Below are 23,832 nucleotides of genomic sequence, written 5' to 3' on the forward strand. Positions count from 1 at the left end.
GGATATGAATGAGCGACGAACCCGAAGTCCTGGTCTCCCAGCGCGGCGGCCTGGGCCTGATCACCCTGAACCGCCCCAAGGCCATCAACGCACTCAATCACGCGATGACGCTCACCATCACCGAGCAGTTGCGCGCCTGGGCTACCGACGCTTCGGTGTGGACGGTGGCCCTCACCGGTGCCGGTGAGCGGGGCCTGTGCGCGGGTGGCGATATCGTCGCCATCCACCACGACGCCAAGGAACAGCAGGCGGCGGGGCACGTCGGGTCGGCCGCGGATTCGGCCACCGGGAAGTTCTGGCGTGACGAGTACATCCTCAACGCGCTGATCGGCCGCTATCCGAAACCGTATGTCGCGGTGATGGACGGCATCGTGATGGGCGGCGGGGTCGGACTGTCCGCGCACGGCAGCCACCGGATCGTCACCGAACGGTCGAAGGTCGGGATGCCCGAGGTCGGTATCGGATTCATCCCCGATGTCGGCGGCACCTACCTGCTGTCGCGGGCGCCCGGTGAACTGGGTACCCATATCGCGCTCACCACCGCGCGGCTGGGGGCCGGCGACGCCATCGCCACCGGCTTCGCGGACTACTACGTACCCGCCGACCAGATCCCGGCGCTGCTGACCACCCTGGAGAGCGAGGCCGCGGATATCGCCATCGCGAAATTCGCTGCCGCGGCGCCGGAATCGACGCTGGTCGCGCAGCGCGACTGGATCGATTCCTGCTACAGCGCCGAGACGGTCGCGGAGATCGTCTCCCGGCTGCAGGCCCACGAGGCCGCGGAGGCGAACAAGGCCGCCGCCGACGTGCTGGGCAAATCACCGGTCGCGCTACAGGTGACGTTGCGGTCGCTGCGTTCGGCGCGGGGCGCCGACAGCCTGGAAGCGGTGCTGAACGAGGAATATCGGGTGTCGATCGCCTCGCTGGCCTCGCACGATCTGGTCGAGGGCATCCGCGCTCAGGTCGTCGACAAGGACCGCAACCCGCGGTGGTCGCCCGCCACCCTGTCCGATGTGACCACCGCGCAGGTCGACGGATATTTCGCCGAACTCGGTGCGCGGGAACTGGGTTCGACGATTCCGGAGGACAAACAATGAGCAAGACGATCGGCTTCCTCGGCCTCGGCCATATGGGCGGCCCGATGGCGGCCAATCTGGTCAAGGCCGGCTACGACGTGCACGCGTTCGACCCCTCGTCCGCGGCGCAGGAGCAGGCCCGCGCCGACGGGGTCGCCCTGGTGGACACCGGCGTGGCCGCGGCCACCGGGCGCGACATCGTGATCACCATGCTCACCAACGGCAAGCTGGTGCGTACTGTGTACGACGAACTGCTGTCGGTCGCGAACCCGGGCACGCTGTTCGTCGACTGTTCGACCATCGACGTGGCCGATGCCCGGGCCGCGGCCGAAGCCGCGGCGGCGGCCGGGCACCGGGCTCTGGACGCGCCGGTGTCCGGTGGTGTCTCCGGCGCGGCGGCCGGCACGCTGACCTTCATGGTGGGTGGCGCCGATACCGATTTCGCCGAGGCGCTGCCGGTGCTCGAGGTGATGGGCGCCAAGGTGGTGCACACCGGCGCGTCGGGAAACGGGCAGGCGGCCAAGATCTGCAACAACATGCTGCTCGGCATCTCCATGGTCGGGCTGTCGGAGGCGCTGGTCCTGGGTGAGAAACTGGGCCTGAGCCATCAGGCGTTCTTCGATGTCGTATCCACGGCCTCGGGGCAGAGCTGGGCGCTCACCACCTACTGCCCGGTGCCGGGTCCGGTGCCGACCAGCCCGGCCAACAACGACTACAAACCGGGGTTCGCCACCGCGCTGATGAACAAGGATCTCGGTCTCGCGGTCGAGGCGTTGCGCGCCAACGGCGTCGAGGGCCGGATCGGGCAGCTCGCGGCGGAGATCTACCGCGAATTCAACGAGGGTTCCGGCGACCGGGACTTCTCGGCCATCATCACCGATGTGCGCGGACGCAGCGGGGGCGCGAACCCCGCCGGGTGAGAACAGGGCGGACCGGCCGCCCGTAGTCCGATGATCCCGGGCCCACCACGACGAGGTGGGCCCGGGTTTCGTTTGCGCGGGCCACCTTCGTCACCCGGATGTTCCGCAAAAATTCGCCGCCGAGCAGGTCATTTCTGCCCAATTCTCTTGTGCGCCACTGTTGATTAACCCTCATGGGCTCTAATTTGCGCGAGCGGTTCTGCGAGGAGGTGGCGGTGATCAGCACAACGTCTGCCGCTCCCGCGCCTCGATGAGCCTCTATCTGCCGGAGGAGATGCGCTGGCTCGGCTGGGTCGCCGGTGCGGAGTGGCCGGACGGCGACGAGGACACAGTGTGGGCAGTCTCCCCTGCTTGGGAAGACGCCGGGAACGAGCTGCTCGGTCTGCTCGCCGCACTGGATGCAGCCAAAGAGGCCACCATGGCGGCCTACCCGGAGGGGGCCGCCCGCGCGGAGATGGGCGCCCAGTACGACCAGCTGCGCACGGGGGACGAGTCGCTCGAGGCGCTCGCCCAGCACATGCTGGAGACCTCGAACACGGTCTTCGATTTCGGTACCGAACTACAGTCCCAGAAACTCAACATCATCATCACGCTGTGCTGGCTCGCCATCGAAATCGCTTTGGCCTGGCTGTTCCCACCGACCGCACCCGCGGTCGAGGCGGCAGCGGTGGGCGCCAGCCGGATCACGATGCAGACGATCGCCAACGCCGCCGCACGCGTCATCCAGAATTTGGCCTCCAGACTGGGCGCCCCGAATATCCAGCGCAGTTTCTGGCGGAGCCTGCTGTCCGGGAAGCTGACCGTGCCGACGTCGCGGGCCTGGGGTGAGGTCGGTCAAGAGGTTCTGCAGGGCGCGGCGGAGGAAGGACTGATCAACGGGGCGATCCAGGCCGGGCAGCTCGCCGACGACAAGCGCCGCGAATTCAACGCGGAGGAATTCGGGTACAGCGTGGGCGCCGGCGGTTTCGCGGAGCCGATCGGTGGTGCGGTCGCCAAGGGTATGCACGGCGGTTTCCGCAACGGGTTCGGGTTCGGCAAAACCATCGGCGGCGTTTTCGACAACCTGCCGGGGCGGGCCGGCCAGAACATGGTGGTCGGCGCCGCCTCGGATGGCATCGCGGGGATTTTCGGCAGCCTGTTCGTCGCCGGGATATCCGGGCAGAGCCTGGAAGACTCGATCGACGGGATCGGCGTGGCGGGCGGGTTCATCCAGGGCGGCATAACCGGAGTCGCGGACCCGACGACCTTCAAGGGATTTCACTCCCACAGCAGCGGTGTCAGCGCCGCCGCGCTCGCCGCGATGAGCCACTTTCTCGACGGCCCGCGCTCCGGCGCGGTGCCCACCTACGGTGACGGGTCCGTTCCCGGCGAGAACGCTCCGGTCACCACCCGGGACCCGGGCGCGGACCCGGATTCGTTCCAGGAGAACCGCGACAACCGGCTGAACCCGGCGTTCTCGTCCGATGGCGAGGAATCGTCCCGGAATGGGGAGCGATCGCCGGGTGGCCCCTACACGTCCGGTGACAGGCAGGGAACAGGTGGCGGGCCGTTCTCGTTCGGTGGCCCGCAGGGCGTCGGCGGTGGGCCGTTCTTGTCCGAGAGCCCGCCGAGCGGCGGGCGCGAGGGGTTCTCCGGCGGTCCGTCGGCGTCGGGCAGCGAGGAGGCCGGAGGTCGGCAGAACGGGCACCGATCCGGGCCGGGGACCAACGGTCTGTCGTCGGAGGAGCGGGCCCTCGAGGCGCGGGGAGCGCGGCCGGAGTCGGTATCCGGGAGCGGGAACGCTGACGGGAACGGGAGCGGGAACGCTGACGGGAGCGGGAACGCTGACGGGAACGGGAACGCGGACGCCGACGGAAACGGGAAGGCCGACGGAAACGGGAACGCCGACGGGAACGCGAACGGTCGAGGTGACGGCGAGTCGTCACCGAGTACGCAGCCCACCGGTCAGCAGCGGTCGGAGAGTACGTCCCCGCCGGCGGGACCGGCCGAGCCGACCACGGCCACCGAAACCACCGGGCAGCAGACAGATCAACCGGCCGGCGATAAAGGCGAGGTCGGTGACCGGCCGAGCTCGGAGGTATCCGCTGATCGCAACGAGATCGGTGGGGACCAGCGGACCTCGGCGGACGAGACACCGGGGCGCGCGGGCGACAGCGACCACGGACAGGATCGGCCCGGGGCCGATCACAATGATCCGGCGGCGCGCACGGAGCGCGGCGACAGCGAACCGAGCGGTAACGATCTATCCGGGGACCGGGGTACACAGCAGCCGCCGGTAGCCCAGCCGGTCGCGCCGCCTCCGATGACTCAGCCCGTCACGCCGCCCGCACAGCCGCCGGTAACGCAGCCGTTGGCACCGCCCGCACAGTCCGCCGCCCCGGCTCCCGGCCAGCCGGGGGGCCCGTCGTCGCCCGCGCAGGGGCCGGTGAACTCGGCCGCGCCGGATTCGGCCGCCGAACAATCCAAACCGGGCGCGAAGCCGGGCACGGCGACCTCCACATCGCCGGTCGGCGGTCCGTCCTCGCAGGCCCCGCGCACGGTCGCGGACCATACCGGCCCGCAGCCGCAGCAGCGTCCAGTCGGCGGTCGTGAGTTCACACCGGAGAGCTCCGCCGGGCCGGGCCCCGCGGTCCCGTCGGGGACAGCGGAGGCGGTGATCTCGGTGGCACCGGTCTCCGAGCGCCCGCCGGTGCCAAACGATCCCACCGTTTCCGAGGACACTCCGGTACAGGCGGTTATCCCCGGGCCCGAACAGAATGCCTTCCCCCCGGGCCAGCGGCAGTCCGAGCCCCAGTCCCCGCCGCAATCCCCGCGGCCAGGCCCGGGTACGCAGGACAGCGATTCCGGGCCGGTCCGGCGGAGCTCTCCCGACTCGGACCAAGGGCAGGGATCGGAGGCGAAGCGGCCCCGCGGTGGAGAAATGTCGAGTCCGGCGCCGCGCCGTCTGTCCGAACCCCCGAGCCAGCCCGGACGCGAGACGCGGAATCCCGATCCCGCCTCGGGACCGGTCCCGGAGCCGACCCCGATCCCACTGCCGTTGCACGCGGGTCCGCAGAGTTCGTCGCGGCCCGAGAGCCCGGACCCGGCGGTACGGCAGGGTTCGGGGCCGCGGCGCGGGGACGGGACCGGCGACCGAACACGCGGGATGCCGCCACCGGACCCGGCCGAAATGTCATCGCGCCGGGTGGACCCGGCGGATGGCCCGCGCCGGTTCACGCCGACGGAGTTGCAGGTGATCCCGCAGCCGGCCACCGATCGGGTCGCCCGGACCTACGGGCCGATCGAAAAGGTTTCGTACCAAGGGGATCTGGAGGCCGCGCTGCGCGATCGCGATGGTTCCGGGTTCGTTCAGTTCGCGAATCCGGCGACGTTCACCGCGGTCGCAGGCGGGGAACCGTACGGGAAGAAGGTGAACGGTCCCGGGCCGCGGGCGCTCGGCCGGGACGAGAACTGCCAGGACGGGTCGCTGTCGCTGCTGGCGTCGTTCGCGGGTAAACCGCAGGTCGCGGCCCCGGTGATCGGGAAACTACCGACCGATCACTTCCGCAATACGAATGCGCAGGCGTCCCGGTTCCTGGGTGCGCGGAAAATGTCGTTCGACAACGGTTCGCGGACCGTCGCGCAGCAGTATCAGGCCGCGCACGCACATGTCGCCTCCTTGGGTACGGGGGCGATGGCGCATGTCGTGACGTTCTGGCACAAGACGAACTTCCTGGGGCTCAAGCAATACGAGAAGGACGGTTCACCGAAGTTCGACGGCGCGCATGCCACGACGATCGTGTTCCCGAAGGGGGCGAAGGGGCCCGTCTGGGTCGATGCGCAGACCGGCACGTTCAGCGACGGGCCGCCGAAGGGACTCGTCAACTATTCGGCCGGCGTCGAATTCACCATCGGTACACCGGAGCTCGTGCTCGCGGCGGCCGAGCACCGGCGTGAGCTCGAGGAGTCGGTGAGTGACGGCAAGGGCGGGTTCCTGGCCTACCAGGATCCGGGAGCTTTCACTGCGGTGCCGGATGGGCGGGCGTTCGGCGAGCTGATCGGGCTCGGTGGTGGATATCCCATGGGCGGCCAGATCAGCATCTACGAGGCGGGTCTCGCCGGGGCATCGACATTCGTCGGGTCCCCGGTCTTCGCCGTGCCCAGTTGGGAGCACCTGAACGAAGGTGGGCTCCCGCTCCCGGACCGGACGCTGAACCGGGGCGGCCATACCAGGGTCGCGAACTGGTTCGGCAAACCGCTGACGTCCCTGGATACCGGTAACCGGACACCCCAGCAGCAGTATCAGGCCGCCTACGACGAGGTCCTGAAATCGGGCCCCGGGACGGTAGGTTTCGCCGAGATCTCCCGGCCGTTGCGCGGTACCTCCGGCACCACTGAATCCGTCCGGCTGCTGGTCTATCCGGAAGGGCCGGGACGAACCGAGCCGGTGTGGTGGGATCCGATGACCGGTAGCAGGGTCTCGCATCAGCTGATGATGCAGAGCCCCGGCAGCGATATCGAGGTCTTCTTCGTCGCGGCGCACGGCTCTACCTTGGGCGCCGGTATACCCGCGGCCGGGGGGATATCGGCGGCGGGGCCACGCATCACCGAGATCGATACCGACGGAGCCGGTTCCGACCTCCAGTCGCAGGATGAGAACCCGGCTGAGCGGGCCCGCGAAGTACCCGCTCCGGGGCCTGATCTGCACACCGCGAAGGCGGATCCATCGGCTTCGTCCACCCCGGCTGCCGGAACCGCGCGGCCTTGGGTGACCGCGACGGACGGGAACTCGAATGCGGCCACGGGTCCGCTGTCCGATCTGTGGGACCGGCTCCGCCACCGCGAGGGCGATGGCCGGTCGGCGGGATTGCCGGGCAGCCGGCCGTCCCGGAGCACGCCGCCGGCCACAGTCCGGCGGTTCACCCCCGCCGAACTCGAGAACATTCCGCAACCGGCCGACGACCGTGCCGACCGGACCTGGGGGCCGATCGAAAAAGCCTCGTATCAGATGGATCTGGAGTCCGCACTGCGCGACCCCGGCGGCTCCGGGTTCGTTCAGTTCCAGGACCCGGCGACCTTCACCGCGGTAGTGGGCGGCGAACCGTTCGGAAAGAAGGTGAACGGGCCCGGGCCGCAGGCGCTCGGCCGGTGGGAGAACTGTCAGGACGGTTCGCTGTCGCTGCTGGCATCGTTCGTGGGTAAACCGCAGGTGGCGGCGCCACTGACCGGAATGTATCCGGTCGGTGCCTATGATCGCGGCGAGGGGCAGGCGTCCCGGTTCCTCGGCGCGCGGCCGATAACCTTCGACAACGGCGCACGGTCGGTCGCGCAGCAATACCATGCCGCGCACGCGCATATCACCGCCTTGGGGCCGGGGACGATGGCGTATGTCGTGACGAAGTGGCACCAGACGAACGACCGCGGGGTGCGGCAATACCACGCGGACGGTACGCCGGAGATCTTCGGCGGGCATGCCACGACGATCGTGTTCCCGGCGGGGAAGAAGGTTCCGGTCTGGGGCGACGCGCAGCACCACACCTTCACCTCCGGGCCCCCGCGGGAGCTCCTGGAACGTTCCGGGCACGTCGAATTCATCGTCGGGACCCCGGAGCTCGTGCTCGCTTCCGCCGAACATCGGCGTGACCTCGAAGCGGCGGTCAGTGATGGCAACGGCGGGTTCGTGGCTTACCGGAGCCCGGGGACCTTCACCGCTGTACCGGGTGGTCTGCCGTTCGGCGCGTTGATCAATCTGGGTGGTGGCTCGCCCGCCGGTGGCCGGATCGATCCCTACGAAACGGGTCTCGCCGGGGCCTCGACATTCATCGGTTTCCCGCGGTTCGCGGTGCCCAGCTGGGATCATCTGAACGAGTCGGGCCGACCGGCGCCGGATACGGTGCTGGACGAGGACGGGCGCACCGAGGTCGCAACGTGGTTCGGTAAACCGCTGCTGTCCCTGGCGGCCGGTGATCGGACCGTTGAGCAGCAGTACGAGGCAGCCTATGACGAGGTACTGAGCCTGGGGCCCGGCGCGGTGGGGTTCGTCGAGGTCTCCTGGTCGGCGCCGGATTCGCCCGCGTCGGTGCTGCTGCTGGTCTTCCCGGACACCGCACCGGCGTCCACCACCCCGGTGTGGTGGGATCCGCTGACCGGTGCCGAGCTCTCGCACGAGGCGGTGGTGGCCGGGAACGCGGCGCGGACCAGCGGGATCGCCTCGGTCGCGCGCACCGGTGCCAGTTTGATCGCCTCCCCCATCCCGGGGGTCGGCCCGCAGGTGACCCCGGATCCGGATGCGCGCAGACCGAGTTACCCCGAGTTCGAGATCCTGGGCGGTCCGGAACCCCGGATCATCGAGCTGTCCGACACGGCAGAATCCGATGCGGAGGAGTCGCGGCAGGAGACGGATTCCACCGGGGATCCGAGCAGTACCGATATCGCTGGTGCCGAAGGAGCGAGTAATGAGTATGCCGCTGCACAACGAGGACCAGGTACGGAACTACCTGCGGAAGGTCCTGCCCGGCGGCCGGACGTTCCGGATCGGCCGGATGCCGGTGGGCGCCTGGCTGGTCCAGCCCGAGACCACACCGGAGGATTGGGCGACGGGCGGGTCGATCGGGATGTCGAGTCTGGTGGTGAACGCGGAGACCGGCGTGATCCTGCAGTATCCGAGCTGGTCGGGTCCGATGATCACGGCGGAGTACACGGAGGCGATCGAGGCCGGCCGGAGACCGGAGGCACAACAGATCTATCCGAGACAGACACAGATCGAGTTGCTCCGGACCGCCGAGAGCCCGGATCGGATCGAGTATCGGGTCAACGTCCGATCGGAAATGAAACCTCCGGACCAGTTCGCGATGGTGATCGACAAACGGACGCGGATCCCGCAGCCGGCGAGCAGCGACGCGATGGTGGCCGCGGCCTGGGCGAGCTGGGTCCAGGAGCAGGACGGGAGTTGGCCGGAGATGGGGACGACGGAGTACTGACACCGGCCGCGAACCGAGGGCTCGCGGATTCCGATGGGCTGCCCGCACCGAATGAGTTCGGGGGGCCCTGGGCGGGCAGGCGATCGGATGCGGAGACGGGTTCGCCCTTCGGCTTCTGGGACCGGTTCCGCGCGAAGGTGAGAGCGGCACGGTCACGGCCGCAGGGTGTCCAGTCATCGCAGGATGCTCGGCCGGCGGTCCCGTATTCGAGTCCGGTCGAGCCGCAGAGCGTGCCGCTCTGGTCGCAGGGTGATCCGTTGCCGCAGGATGCTCGGCCGGCGGTCCCGTATTCGAGTCCGGTCGAATCGCAGAGCGTGCCGCTCTGGTCGCAGGGTGATCCGTTGCCGCAGGATGCTCGGCCGGCGGTCCCGTATTTGACTCCGGCCGAACTGCAGATCGTTCCGCAGCCCGCGAAAGATCGCGTCCGCCCGACCTTCGGGGCGATCGAAAGCAGCGAGTACCAGGCGAAACTGGAGCAGTCGCTGCGGCCCCGGGGTTCCACCGATTTCGCGCAGTTCCAGGACCCGGCCACGTTCACGGCGGTGCCGTTCGGCGTGCCGTACGGGAAAGCCGTCAATGGGCCCGGCCGGCGCCTCCCCGGTCGCGATCTCAACTGCGAGGACACCTCGATTTCGCTGCTGGCGTCCTTCGCCGGAAAACCACAGGTTGCCGCGCCACGGATCGGTCCGCACCCGAATAGCTGGGTCCGATACGGAAACCAGCAGGCCACGCGGTTCCTCGGCAGCCGGTATATCTCCTTCGACAGCGGGGGCCGGTCGATCAGCGAACAGTACGAGGCAGCGAATCGGCATATGGCCGCGCTGGGGCCGGGCGCCATGGCCTACGTCCTGATCGCCTGGCACAAAAAGGACCCCTCCGGGTATCGGAAGCTGTACCACGATGACGGCTCGCCGGTGATCGACGGCTCCCATGCCTCCGTAGTGGTGAACCCGGCGGGTGCCCACAGCCCGGTCTGGTACGAACCGCAGTCGGGCAGGCGCAGCGACCTCGAGGAGATGAAGGACAATACGGCGAAGGTCACCTTCGCCATCGGCACGCCCGAGACGATCGTGGCGGCCGCGCAGGCCCGGCAGGAACTCGAGCAGGCGCTGAGTGACGGGAAGGACGGTTTCGTCGCCTTCCGGCATCCGGGCTCCTATACTTCGGTCCCCGGTGGTAAACCGTTCGGCGAATTGATCGCCGTCGAGGGTGGTCCCGGCCCCGGTATACAGTTCAGCCCGTTCGAGACGGCATTGTCCGGTATCTCGAGTTTCATCGGCCGGCCGGTTATCGCCGTACCCAACTGGAGCGACCTGAACGAGGGCGGGCAGCCCACGTCCCCCGAAAGCTTGATCGATAGCGGTGCCGCCGCGACGCAAACCGTGTTCGGAACGTCGTTCACCCAGATCGGGGCGGGCGAACAGAAGTCCACTCGGCACTTCTCCGAGGCGTACGACCAGGTGCAGGCGCTGGGGCCCGGGTCGGTGGGTCTCGCGTTCATGCTGCAGTTCAGCACCTCGCACTCCACCGCACTGCTCGTGGTCTATCCGGAACCGGCGGACGGCACCAGCACGAGCGAACCGGTGTGGTGGGACCCCGTGACCGGGAAAACATTCACCGACAGTTCGCAACTCGTCGACTACGTTGTTCCGGACGGCGATCTGCACTTCATCAAGGCCACCGGCCCGGAACTGCTCGCGGCTTCCGTCGCCACCAACGGATCGGGGCCCGCGGGGACGAGTCGCGTCGTACCACAGATCGACGATGCGGCGGGGCTGCCGGACGGCGATCAGCGCGGTGACGATAGCCGCGATGGTGGCCGCGGCCTGGACGACTCGGGTCCAGGAGCAGGACGGGAACCGGCCGGAGACGAGGACGACGGAGTACTGACACCGGCCGCGGATCGGGGGCTCGCGGATTCGGCGGGGCTGCCCGCACCGGCCACCGGTGCGTCCGGGGGGCCCTGGGCGGGCGGCCGACCGGACCCGGAGACAGGTTCACCGTTCCGCTTCTGGGACCGGTTCCGCGCCAAGGCGAGTTCGGCACGGTCGCAGGATGCCCAGTCGTCGCAGCGCACCCAGCCCGCGATACGGAATTTCACCCCGGCCGAACTGCAGATCGTTCCGCAGCCCGCGAAAGATCGCTTCCACCGGACCTTCGGTGCGATCGAAAGCCGCGAGCATCAAGCGAAGGTGCAGCTGTCGTTGCGTCCGGTGGGGTCCACCGATTTCGCGCAGTTCCAGAACCCGGCCGTGTTCACGGCGATACCGGGCGATGTGCCCTACGGGAAAGCCATCAACGGGCCCGGTCACCGCAGCCCCGGTCGCCACCACAACTGCGAGGACACCGCGATTTCGCTACTGGCGTCCTTCATCGGAAAGCCACAGGTCGCCGCGCCGCGGGTCGGCCCGAAGCCGAACAGTTACCTCCTACAGGGAAACCAGCAGGCGACGCGGTTCCTCGGTAGCCGGTATATCTCGTTCGACAACGGTCGGCGGTCGATCAGCAAGCAGTACGATGCGGCGCATCAGCATATCGCCGCGTTGGGGCCGGGTGCCATGGCCTACGTCATGATCGGCTGGCACAGAACGGACTCCACCGGAAGCCGCAAGCTGTACCACAAAGACGGTTCGCCGATGTTCGCCGGCGGCCACGCCACCGTGGTGGTGTACCCGGCGGGTGCCGATAACCCGGTCTGGTACGAACCGCAGTTGGGCAAGCGGACCTACCTCGAGGATCTGAAATACGAATCGGCATCGGTCAAGTTCGCCATCGGCACGACCGAAACCATCATGGCGGCCGCGCAGACCCGGCAGAACCTCGAACAGGCGGTGAGTGACGGGAAGGGCGGTTTCGTCTCCTATCAGCATCCGGGCTCGTATACGTCGGTACCCGGTGGCAAGCCGTTCGGCGAATTGATCGCCGTCCGCGGTGGCCCCGGGCCCGGCCAGATCAGCCCATCGGATGCGGCATTGGCCGGTGTGTCGACTTTCATCGGTCAGCCGCTCATCGCCGTACCCAACTGGGACCACCTGAACGAGGGCGGGCAGCCCACTACCCCCGCGGAATTGACCCGCAGCGGCGGCGCGGCGACGCAACAGACGTTCGGCAGCTCGTTCGCCGAGCTCGGGGCGGGTGAACAGAAGTCCACCCGGCACTTCTCCGAGGCGTACCACCAGGTCGAGTCGCTGGGTCCCGGGTCGGTGGGTCTCGTGCTCATGCTCGAGCCCAGCACCGAGCAGACCAAGACCCTGCTGCTGGTCTACCCCGAACCGGTGGACGGCACCAGCACGAGCGAACCGGTGTGGTGGGACGCCGTGACCGGGAAAACATTCACCGACAGTTCGGAACTGACCGGCTACATCTTCCCCGACGGCGAGATGTACTTCATCAAGGCCACCGGCCCGGACCTGATCGCGGCGTCCATCGCCACCACCGGGTCGTGGCCGATGGGGACGAATCACGCCCTACTACGGCCTGACGACCGGCGCGACGGCAGCCCGGACGGTCCGGCACCGGCACCGGCATCGAAAACGGAGTCGGAAACGGCGTCGGAACCGGCACTGACACCGGAAACGGCACCGGTACCGGTTCGGGACGGGACCGAGGACGGGACCGAGGACGGGACCGAGGACGGGGACCACCGAACGCCGGTACCGCGGACGGAAACCGCGGCCACGGAAACCACCGCACTGCCCGCACCCCGCCCGGACACCGAAGGGTCCACCCGGGGCCTGGCCGCCGCGACGGGCGGGGACCGGGACAGCGGGATGTTCTCGGGTTCGCTGCAGCGTGCGGCCGGGCCGGCGCGATTGCTGAGTGCGCAGTTCTCGCAGAGTGCGCGGTCGGCCGCGGCGCGGCGGTTCACCCCCGCCGAGTTACAAGCTGTTCCGCAACCCGCCGCGGACCGTTTCCGTCCGACCTTCGGCCCGGTCGAACGCCCTTCATATCAGACCGCGCTGGAGCAGTCGCTGAGCCGCGACGGCGGATCCGATTTCGCGCAGTTCCAGAACCCGGCCACCTTCACGACGGTGCGGGGCGGGGCGCCGTTCGGGAAACTCATCAACGGACCGGATCATCGCCTGCCCGGCCGGGAGCGCAACTGCGAGGACACCTCGATTTCGCTGCTGGCGTCCTTCGCCGGTAAACCGCAGGTCGCCGCGCCCCGGGTCGGCCCGAAACCGAAGAACCCCCTGCACTCCGGGGACTTGCAGGCGACGCGGTTCCTCGGCAGCCGGTACATATCCTTCGACGACGGTAACCGGTCGATCAGCGAACAGTACGACGCGGCGCATCGTCGTATCGCCGCGCTGGGACCGGGCGCCATGGCCTACGTCTCGTTCGATTGGCACAAAACCGATGCCGGGAACCAGAAGCAGTACAACGAGGACGGTTCACCGGTGCGGGATGGGGGCCACGCTTCCGTGGTCGTGTATCCGGCGGGCGAGAAGGACCCGGTGTGGTACGAACCGCAACTGGGCAAGCCCAGTGATCTCGCGCATCTGAAGGAGTACACCGCCGAGGTCGAGTTCTGTATCAGCACACCCGACCTCATGGTGGCCGCCGCGGAGACGCGGCACAAACTCGAACAAGCGCTGAGTGACGGCGCGGGTGGTTTCGTCACCTACCGGCACCCGGGAACGCACACCTCGGTGCCCGGTGGTACGCCGTTCGGCGGATTGATCGGCCTCAGCGGCGAACCGGGATCCGGGGGACGGGTCAGCCCGTTCGAATCGGCACTGGCGGGTGCGTCGAGTTTCCTGGGCCAGCCCCTTATCGCCGTACCGAATTGGGATCATCTGAACGAGGACGGGCAGCCCACTGCGCCCGATATCTCGATCCGGGGCGGCGCCACCATCGCGGCACAGTGGTTCGGCACCTCGTTCACCAACCTGTCCGCGGGCGACCGGACGCTCTACGAACAGTTCGCCGATGCCCACGACCAGATACGGGAGCTGGGGCCCGGGTCGGTGGGCCTCGCTTATATATACGGGGACGAGGGCCGCCACATTCGGTGCCTGCTGCTGGTCCACCCGGAGCCGGCGGACGGTGCGAGCACGAGCGAGCCGGTGTGGTGGGACACGGTGACCGGGGAGACATACCCGGACCACTCGGCCATGGCCCATTACGTCACGCCCGACAGCGAGTTCCATTTCATCAAGGCCACCGGGCCGGATCTGATCGCCGCCTCCCGGGCCACCGCGGGCCCGGCGACCCACGGCATGCTTCGCGAATCGCCCCGGCCCGATTCGGCGGCGATCTCGCCGGAGCCGATGCCGGCCCGATCCGAGCAGAGCGCGCGACAGTCCGCGCCGGAGTCGGCCGGAGACAGCGCCAAGCGGGCGTTGCCGGAGCCGGAAGCGGCCTCGGATGTGTCGGCGTCGAAAAAGCAACGAACGGAGGATTCGGCGGAGTCGCCGGCGGATCAGCAGCCGCAGCCGGTCACTGCGCTCCGGCCGCAGCCCGATCTGCCCGATCCGCCGATGCGCTTGCGCGATCCGGCCGCGACCCGGGTTTACGGCCCGGGGCAGCTCGCGCCGGTGGAGAGTCCGGACCTGCAGCAGGCCGTGGCGGACGCGCTGCGCGATTCCAACGGAAACTTCGTCGAATACGCCGATCCGCGTACCCATCCGGCCGGGGGACGACCGTACGGTGAACTGATCAATGCCGGTGGTCGAGCGGTTCCGGGCCGGAACAACAACTGCCTCGACTGTGTGCTGGCCGGCCTGTCCAGTTTCCTCGGGTCGCCGCAGGTCGCCGCACCGCGCTATCCCGATATCGTGAACGGCGCGGTGGACACCGTGGGTGCCGAGCGTGGGGGTAACCACCGCCTGGCGCATATGCTGCGGACCGATTTCCGGAACTTCGACGACGGAAACCGCTCGGTGCCCGACCAACTCGCGGCCGTCCACCAATACATATCGGATCTCGGCGCAGGGACCGCGGCGGTCGTCCGAACCACCTGGCAGGCGACCGATCCCGCTACTCGTCGGCCACTGTTCCAGGGCGGGGCACCGGTGCCCGGCGCCGGGCACACTGTCCTGGTCGTCTATCCGCAGGGCGCGGACGGGCCGGTGTGGTGGGACCCGCAATCGGGCAAATGGTCCGAGCAGCCGCTGAAAGCGCTGCAGAGAGCGATGGAAATCGAGTTCGTTCCCGTACCGCCGGGACGGACCGTGCTCGACAGTCCCGCGGCCGCCCCCCGGCCGGCACCGGCTTTTCCGCAGTCGCGGCCGGAGCCGGGGCCGCCGCCGGCCGTCGCGCCGGTGCACCACCGCCCGGAACCGCCGGTCCGGCTGGCGGACCCGGCGCAGAGCCGGCGCTGGGGTTCGCGCCAGCTGGATCAGCTCGAGCATCCCGGTTTCCAGAAGGCGCTCGAGGACGCGTTGCGCGATAGCGACGGGAACTTCGTGACCGGTGCCGATCCGCGAACTCACCCCACGCCGGAGAGCCCGTACGGGACCATGGTGAACGGTGGCGGACCGGCCCTGCCCGGACGTGCTACGAACAAGGTCGACGCGGCGATCTCGGGGTTGTCGTCGTATCTGGGCCGGCCGCAGGTCGCCGTGCCACGCCATCCAGACCTGGGATACGGCCTCTACAACCGCAAGGACGAATTCCGCGGTAACAACCGGATCTACGAATGGCTGCAGACCCGGCCGGACAGCTTCGATCCCTCATTACCGCTGCCGCGGCAGTTCGACGCGCTGCACCAGTGGGTATCCCACCTCGGCCCGGGCGCCGCGGCAGTGGTTTTCACCGCGACTCCGCAGGTGGATCCGCACACCGGGTTCCCGGCCCGCGACGCCTGGATGAATATCGTCATGGGCCCCGCCGAGCCCTCCCTGCTGGTCCTCTTCCCGGAGACGGCGCAGACGCCGGTGTGGTGGGATCCGGTCACCGGTGAAACCTGGGAAGGGCCGCCGGACCTTCCTTCCGCGGCCGTCTGGTCCGGCTTCGTCGCGATACCACCGGGACGGAGTATCGAGCCCACCCCGCCGGCGCAGCCGAGCCCCGCGAGCACATCGTCAGCCCGTCCCGCATTGTCCGGGACCATTACCGATGGCAGCACCGAGTCGCGGCGAGAACCGGATTCGGGACGGGAATCCGGTCCGCGAACCCCGGTGCCCCGGCACGACTCGGCGGGCGGCTTCGGATACCGGGGGACGCGGTACCCCGGCCTCTCGGCGGCGGAGCAGGGGCAGACACCCCGGGATCGGCCGCGATCACCGGCTGCGCCGAGCCCGGCCGGCGTGGCACCGAATATGGGGATGCCGAATCCGCTGACCCCGCCGTCGGCTCACCCTGGAACCCCGGCCGGTCAACCGGTGTCTCCGGCGCCGCCGTGGCGGGGTGAACCCGCGCCGGCGATGCGCGTGGGGGATCCGTCGAAAACCCGGGTGTTCGGGCCGCGGCAGCTGGCTCCGCTGGAAAGCCCTGCCCTGCAGCCGGAGCTGGAACAGGCGCTGCGGGGCCCGGACGGAAACTTCGTGCGGTATGCCGACCCGCGGATCCTGCTCCACGATGGCACACCGCTGGGCGAGATGATCAATCCGGGCGGGCCGAGCCGGCCCGGGCGTAACAACAACTGCGGTGAATGCGTATTGGCGGCGTTGTCGACGTTCCTGGGTCGCCCGCTGGTGGCGGCACCGCGCTACCCCGATATCCGCAACGGTGTGGTCGACCCGACCCTCGGTGAACTGAACACCCAGGAACGAGCGGTCCACATGCTTCGGACCGAATTCGACGATTATGCCGACGGCACCCGGTCGATACCGCAGCAGCTCGCCGCCATGGAACAGTGGATAACTCACCTGGGCCCGGGTTCGGCGGCGATGGTGACGAACGTTTGGCACGCGTGGGATCCGGCCACCGGTACACCGCTGTTCGAAGCCGACGGGTCGCCCACACGGGGCGGCGGGCATGCCATCGCGCTCGTCTATCCACTCGGCGCGCACTATCCCGTGTGGTGGGATCCGCAGTCCGGCTACATGTCCGAGATCCCGCCCGCCAACCTGGTCAGCGACTCGGTCGCTGTCGAATTCCTGCCGATCCCGCCGGGGCGCACCGTGGCGGGCGAGCCACCGAGCGGGAATCCGCCACTGCTCCTGCCCGCGCCGGTATCCCGGCCGATGCCGCCGATGCAGCCCCGCCGGACCTTGCCGTCCCCGCCGATGCTGCTCGCGAATCCCGCTACCGGCCGCCGAATCGGTCAGGATTATCTCGGCCAGCTCGAACATCCGGGCTTCCAGCAGGCGCTGGAGAACGCGCTGCGTGACAACTTCGGCAACTTCGTGGCCGGGGCCGATCCGCGGTCCTACCCGACACGCGAATTCCCCTATGGCGCCATGGTCAACGCCGGGGGTCCGACGAACCCGACCCGCCGTTACAACAAGGTCGATGCCGGGTTGTCCGCACTGTCGTCGTTCTTCGGCCGGCCACAGGTTGCCGCGCCGCGCTACCCCGATGCCGGTCTCCTACAGCGGAAACCCGCGGATGAAGCGGGCGGTCTCCAGCGACTGCAGTCCTGGGCGAAGACCAACCTGAACTACTTCGGTACCGCGGCGGTTCCGGTGGGGCAGCAGCTGGCTGCCCTGCACGAGTGGGTCGGCTATCGCGGTCCCGGCGCCGCCGCGCTGGCCGTCGTCGATATCGGGACGGTCGATCCCAGTACCGGAATACCGGTCTCGACGTTCGACGACGGCATGGAGATCCTGGCCGTGGTCCACCCGATCGCGGCGCCGGGTCAGGTTGCGCCGGGCCCGGTGTGGTGGAACCCGGTTACCGGCGAAATGTGGGATGCCCCACCGGTACAGTCGCTGCGCGACGCGGTGGGGCTCCGATTCCTGGACATCCCGCCGGGCCGGTTCATCGACACCGGCACGACGGCACAGCCGGTGCCGGGCCCGCAGGTCCGGCCCGTGGGCGACCCGCTACCGGAGCCGCCCCCGCAGCTGGAACATCCGGCGGAGCGCCGTGATCCCGCCTTCTTCGCACCGGTCGACCCTGGGGCGCAGCGGGCGCTGGAGGACGCGTTACGCGACAGCGGCGGTAACTATGTGGTCGCCGCCGACCCCTGGTCGTATCCGACTCCCGAGAACCCGTTCGGGGCGCTGCTCACCGCCGGTACTTCCCCGGAGACCGCGGGATACGGGAACAATATGTTCGAGCTGGCGCTGTCGGGTCTGTCGTCGTTCTTCGGAACGCCGCTCGTCGCCGCGCCGCGGTTGCCGTCGGTCCCGCCCGACAACAGCCTCACCGATCCGGCCGAGGGTTTCGGTCGCCTGCAGGATTGGCTCGCGATCACCCCGGGCTATTTCGATTTCGGCCCCCGGCAGGTCGCGCAGCAGTTCGCCGCGCTGCACGATTGGGTCGCGCACCTGGGTCCCGGTTCCGCGGCGGTGGTCATCACCGCAACGGTCCAGGTCGACCCGCAGACCGGGACATACGACCGGGGCCTGCCGGACGACCAGTTGGTGTTCTCGGCTGCCGAGGTCACGCTGGTCGTTTTCCCGAAGGGGGCGCAGGGTCCGGCGTGGTGGAACCCGCTGACCAACGAGAAGTGGACTACACCACCGGCGCAGCTGATCCAGCGCACGCACGACCTCAACTTCGCCGCGATACCGCCCGGCCGGACCGTCGCGCCCGCGCCCACCGCTACCCCGGGACAGGAGGCGGGCGATCCGGCGGTGATCGAACTCGACGAAAATGCTGCCGACACCTCGGATCGGGCCACGACGCCGGCCGGACAGCGCGGCGCCAGCGGTCACGCCCCGGCCACGCCGGCCGTGACAGGCGGGCGGGACGTAGCCGACGATATGGGCCACGGAACACGGCCGCGGACCACCGATCTGACGGGTACGCCCTTCCACCTGCGCGAACGTATCCGCAAGTTGCTGAATTCGGAGACCACCCGGCCCACCCGGACCGTGCCCGCCGCACCGACCGCGCAGGCCGTACCCTCGGTGCCGGCCGCACAGTCCGCCACCGTGCGGCGACCGACTCCCGACGAGCTGGCCGTGATTCCGCAGCTTTCCGCCGACCGCGTCGGCCGGACCTTCGGGGTGATCGAGAAGCCTACGTATCAGACCGATCTCGAGCACGCTTCCCGCGACAGCGACGGGAAGTTCGCGCAGTTCCAGAACCCGGCAACCTTTACGGCGGTGCCGGGTGGCAAGCCGGTTCTGAATCTCGTGAACGGGCCCGGTATCAAAGCCCCGGGACGCGGTGTGAACTGCCAGGACACGTCGCTGTCGCTTTTGGCCGGGTTCATGGGTAAACCTCAGGTCGCGGCGCCGAAGATCGGGTCGCATCCCGGCTTCTACCAGAACGGGACCAAGCAGGCGGCGCGGTTCCTCGGTAGTCGGGAGATCTCCTTCGCCAAGGGGTCCCGGTCGATCGGCGCGCAGTACGAGGCCGCGCACGAACACATCAAAGCCCTGGGCCCCGGCACGATGGCCTACGTCGCCACTCTGTGGCACAAGGAGAATTTCCTCGGTTTCAAGAAGTACAACAGGGACGGATCGGCGAAATTCGACTCCGGGCACGCCACCGTGGTCGTGTATCCGGAGGGGGGAACGGGCCCGGTCTGGCTCGACGGGCAGACCGGGAAAGCGAGCGACGGGCCACCCAAGGATTTTCTGAAATACGCGGCATACGCGACGTTCTGGATCGGCACGCCCGATCTCGTCGTGGCGGCGGCCCGGCAACGTCGTGATCTCGAGGCGTCGCTGAGCGACGGCAAGGGCGGTTTCGTCGCCTACAAGAGCCCCGGCTTCTATACCGCCGTACCCGGCGGCAAGCCTTTCGGTGAACTGATCAACCTCGGTGGCGCGTTCCCGGCAGGGGCCCGGATCTCCTTCTACGAGTCGGCGATCGCGGGTGCCGCTGCCTTCGTCGGACACCCGCATATCGCCGTACCGAGCTGGAACCATCTGAACGAAGGCGGGCAGCCCGTTTCGGACGCCGTGCTGTACAGCAGTGGTCGCGGCCAGATGAACGACTATTTCGGCGCACCACTGACCTCGCTGGCCGAGGGGAACCGGACGCCCGAGCAGCAATTCGACGCGGCCTACGACCGGGTGTCGAAACTCGGTCCCGGTTCGGTGGGCTTCGTCGAGACGTCGCGACCGGTGGCCGGTTCGAACAGGCCGATCAAATCGGGGTTGCTGCTGGTCTACCCGGAATCGACGACAGGACTGCCGACTCGGCCGCAGTGGTGGGATACAACGACGGGACAGACGTACTCGCATTCGACGGTCCTGGCCGTGCACGCCCCCCGGGTCAGCGAGATCTCCTTCGTCGCCGGCACCGGCGCGGACCTGGCCGACCGGATCGGGTCGGCGAAGCCGGCGAGCGGTGACACGGGCTCCGGTGCCCCGCCACGCGGCCCGCGCGGGATGTTCTCCGGGCCACCGGACCCGGCTCCCGACAGCGCCGCGGAACCTGCCGGTGATTCCGAGTTCGCGCGACAGCCACCACCCGGATCCTTGTCACCCAGGGTCGTCGAACTGGACGACGACTCTGTCGAAGCCGACCACAGCCCCACCGAAGACATGGGGACGGAGAATCTTTCGCTGACGGCCGCGCTGAGTGACGGCGAGGGCGATTTCCTCATCTTCGCCCACCCGGGCGTGCACACCTCGGTGCCCGGTGGGCCGCCGTACGGTGGTCTCATCAACCCGGGCGGCGCGGACGGTAGCGTGCTCACCCGCTACGAAGCGGGTATCCACGCGATCTCGTCGTTCTACGGTGATCCACAGCAGGCCGATCCGACGCGGACCCCGCTGGGCCCGGACGGCCGGCCGGCCTCCGCGCGGGAACAGCGAGCGGCCGGACAGGAGCTGGTGGCCGCCTGGTTCGGCCGCCCGTTGCAGTCGCTCGACAACGGAGATTCCGGCCCCCGGCAAACCGAGGAGCTGTACCGCACCCTGGCCTCCGGCGAATTCGGAACGGGATCGGTGGCCTTCGCCGAATTCACCGTGTACAGAACCGGCGACACGGGCGCCCGGATGCTCGACCGTACCGGCGCCCCCCGGGTCGCCGGTACGTTCACCCTGGTACTCGTGCGTCCGGTCGACGCGGCCGATCCGACGAGTGCGACGGATCCGGTGTGGTGGGATCCGATCCACGGCACCACCTACGACAATCCGCTGGACATCGGAGAGGTCGCGTCGCTGTCCGATGCCCAGATCGACACCCTGTCGGTGTCCTTCGCCGCGGCCACGGCGACCGAATTCCTGGGTGGCGAGGAGAACAGCGCGCCGCCGGTTCTCCCGGCCGAGGCGCCGCCCGCGCCGCGGCTCACACCGGCGGAGCTGGACCTCGTTCCGGCGCGTACGGCCCTGCGGAACCCCCGCGAATCCGGTCCGGTCGAAACCCCGCGGTACCAGTCGTCGCTGGAGGCCGCGCTCCGGGCCCAGGACGGCAACGGGTTCGCAGCGTTCCGGAATCCGGCGACCTTCACCGCGGTCGAGGGCGGTGAACCGTACGGACGGCTGATCAACGGTCCGGGCGTCGTCAATGTCGGCCGGGTGACGAACTGTGACGACTGCACGCTGTCGCTGTTCTCGGGTTTCCTCGGCAAACCGGAGGTCGCGGCCCCGGCGAAACCGGTGCGAGCACTCGATAGGGAGGGCAAGAACCGGGCCGAGGCGCAGCGGTTCCTCGGTGCGCGGCTGGTTTCCTTCGCCGATGGCACCCGGTCGATCGAAGAGCAGTTCCAGATGGCGCGCGCCAAGGTCGCCGAACTCGGGCCCGGCGCGATGGCCTACGTCAGCAATTCGTGGCACGACGAGGACGCCGACGGAAACAAGATCTACGACGCCGACGGGGTCCCGGAGATCCGTAGCGCCCACGCCACCGGCTTCGTCTATCCGGTGGATGCGGACGGACCGGTGTGGTTCGACGCACAGCGCTGGAATTTCGGCGACCTCCCCGACGCCTCGTTCATCGACAAAACCGCCGACGTGCGGTTCGTATTCGCCACCCCGGATTCGGTGGTCGCGGCCGCCGAGCAGCGGCAGCGACTGGAAACGGCGATGAGTGACGGTGCGGGCGGCTTCGTCGTCTTCGCACATCCGGGCACGTACTCGGCGGTACCGGGTGGTGTGCCGTACGGCACGCTGACCGCGTTGGGTGGGCCGGGCGGTTCCGGTCGGCAGTTCAGTTTCTACGAGACCGCGCTCGCCGGTGCCGCCACCTTCCTGGGCAAGCCCCGGTTCGCTGTACCGAGCTGGGACAACTTGACCGCGGGCGGTGAGCCGGCCTCGGTCAGTACCCTGCTGGCCGGTGGTCGGGACCGGGTGCGGCGATGGTTCGGCGGACCGTTGCAGCCGCTCGGCGACGACGGCGGCCGGCCGGTCGACGAACAATTCGACCAGGTGCACCGGACGCTGACATCCGGGAAGTTCGGTCCGGGCTCGGTGGCTTTCGTCGAGTTGTCGGTGACGGTGCCCGACCGCAACGGCGCACCGATCGACGTGGCCGCGGGTGGTCTCCTGCTCGTCCGCCCGCGGGATGCCACGGAACCCGTGTGGTGGGATCCGGAGAGCGGCGCGACCTACGAGCACCAGCGGCTGGTCGAGACATACGGGTCCGCCGTCACGAAGCTGTCGTTCGTCGCCGCGACCGCGGACGAACTGACGCTCGGAACTCTCACGGCCTACGAGGAGGAAAGCCCCGTACTGGTCCAGGACGCGTACGAAGTGGCCTTCACCGCGGCGCTCGGTGACGGGGCGGGCGGATCCGTCGCATTCCGGCACCCCGGTACGTACTCGTCGCTGCCCGGCGGTCCGGCCTACGGGACCTTTATTCCGTTCGGTATCGTGCCGCCGCGCGGGCAGGAGAGTCCCGGCTACGAGTACGTCAACGGTTACCGGTCGGCACTGGCGGCCACCGCGGCGTTCACCGGTACGCCGATGCTGATCGAACCGAGCGACGGACACCTCGACGACGACGGCAATCCCGTACCCCTGGCCGAATTGAACCGGAGCGGACGTGAACGCGTGCAGAACTGGTTCGGCGGCTCGCTGCGTACCGTCGGCGACGAGGCCGGCACCGGGGACCAGCGATACGACCATATCCACCGGACGCTGATGTCGGATGAATTCGGTCCGGGATCCATGGCCTACGTCGAAGTGACGGGCATGCCGAAAACGGGCGCCGACGGTCGGCCGCTGGACGACCCGGACGGCGCACCCGGCGCCGATATCCTCAGTCTGCTATTGGTGTATCCGGCGGAGCCGGACAGCCGGCCGGTCTGGTGGGATGCGCTGCACGGCGAATTCTACGACCACGGGGCGCTACCGGAGATCTTCACCACCGGGGTGGACCGGGTCGCGTTCGTCCCGGCCACGGGAGCACAGTTGAACAGTGGTGCAGAACCCACGGTGAACACCGGGGAGCAGAGCCCACCGGTGTCTCCACCGCCGCGGCAGGAAACCCCGCCACCGCTGTTGCCGCCGCGGCCGCAGGTGGTGCCGGACCCGGATCGGCCGGCCACCGCGCTGTCGTCGGCCGGTACCGATCCCGGTCCCGACATCCCGCCGCCGGACTCGGATCACCGGCTGCCGGATGGGTCGTATCGGTGGGGGGTCCGTGGGCACGGCCGTCCGCAGCGTCGGCGTCCCCTCGAATGGAAGTTGCCGACCGATTTCCGGGCGGCGGAGCCCACCGTCGAGTCCTGGTTGCCGCCGGGTGCGGTACCGGCCGAGGACGAGGATTCATCGGGTACCGGCGAGACTCCGGAGGATTCGCCGGACACCGGCATCGACGGTGCCGAACCCGAGCCGGAACTGCCGGCAGTGGATATTCCGTTCACCCTGAACGGTCCCGATTCCGGCTCGGCCTGAACGAGACATACGAGAAGCGGAGAGA

At 68.9% G+C, this 23,832-nt stretch carries 3 protein-coding genes; all 3 read left to right on the plus strand.

The features are described 5' to 3' along the window. The first annotated feature begins 8 nt into the window (after positions 1–8). The 3 genes from IEY68_RS28760 (at position 9) to IEY68_RS28770 (ending at position 23,807) form a co-directional block, all read left to right on the plus strand. Positions 9–1,097 (plus strand): enoyl-CoA hydratase/isomerase family protein, encoded by a 1,089-nt coding sequence (locus tag IEY68_RS28760; protein ID WP_058853882.1) that lies wholly within the window; start codon positions 9–11, stop codon positions 1,095–1,097. Continuing rightward, positions 1,094–1,996, plus strand: a complete 903-nt coding sequence (gene mmsB, locus IEY68_RS28765; protein ID WP_058853881.1) for a 3-hydroxyisobutyrate dehydrogenase — start codon at positions 1,094–1,096, stop codon at positions 1,994–1,996. The genes IEY68_RS28760 and mmsB overlap by 4 nt, the downstream gene beginning before the upstream one ends. A 250-nt stretch (positions 1,997–2,246) precedes the next feature. Continuing rightward, entirely contained in the window at positions 2,247–23,807 is a 21,561-nt protein-coding gene (locus IEY68_RS28770; RefSeq protein WP_063000228.1) for a toxin glutamine deamidase domain-containing protein, read from the plus strand. Positions 23,808–23,832: the final 25 nt, after the last annotated feature.

Origin of the sequence: Nocardia jinanensis (genome assembly GCF_014645735.1) — a bacterium.
GTDB lineage: Bacteria > Actinomycetota > Actinomycetes > Mycobacteriales > Mycobacteriaceae > Nocardia > Nocardia jinanensis.

Bases quoted from the DNA above. Each gene is read 5' to 3' on its own strand.
- IEY68_RS28760 (WP_058853882.1), top strand. From the start codon at position 9: ATGAGCGACGAACCCGAAGTCCTGGTCTCCCAGCGCGGCGGCCTGGGC.
- mmsB (WP_058853881.1), top strand. From the start codon at position 1,094: ATGAGCAAGACGATCGGCTTCCTCGGCCTCGGCCATATGGGCGGCCCG.
- IEY68_RS28770 (WP_063000228.1), top strand. From the start codon at position 2,247: ATGAGCCTCTATCTGCCGGAGGAGATGCGCTGGCTCGGCTGGGTCGCC.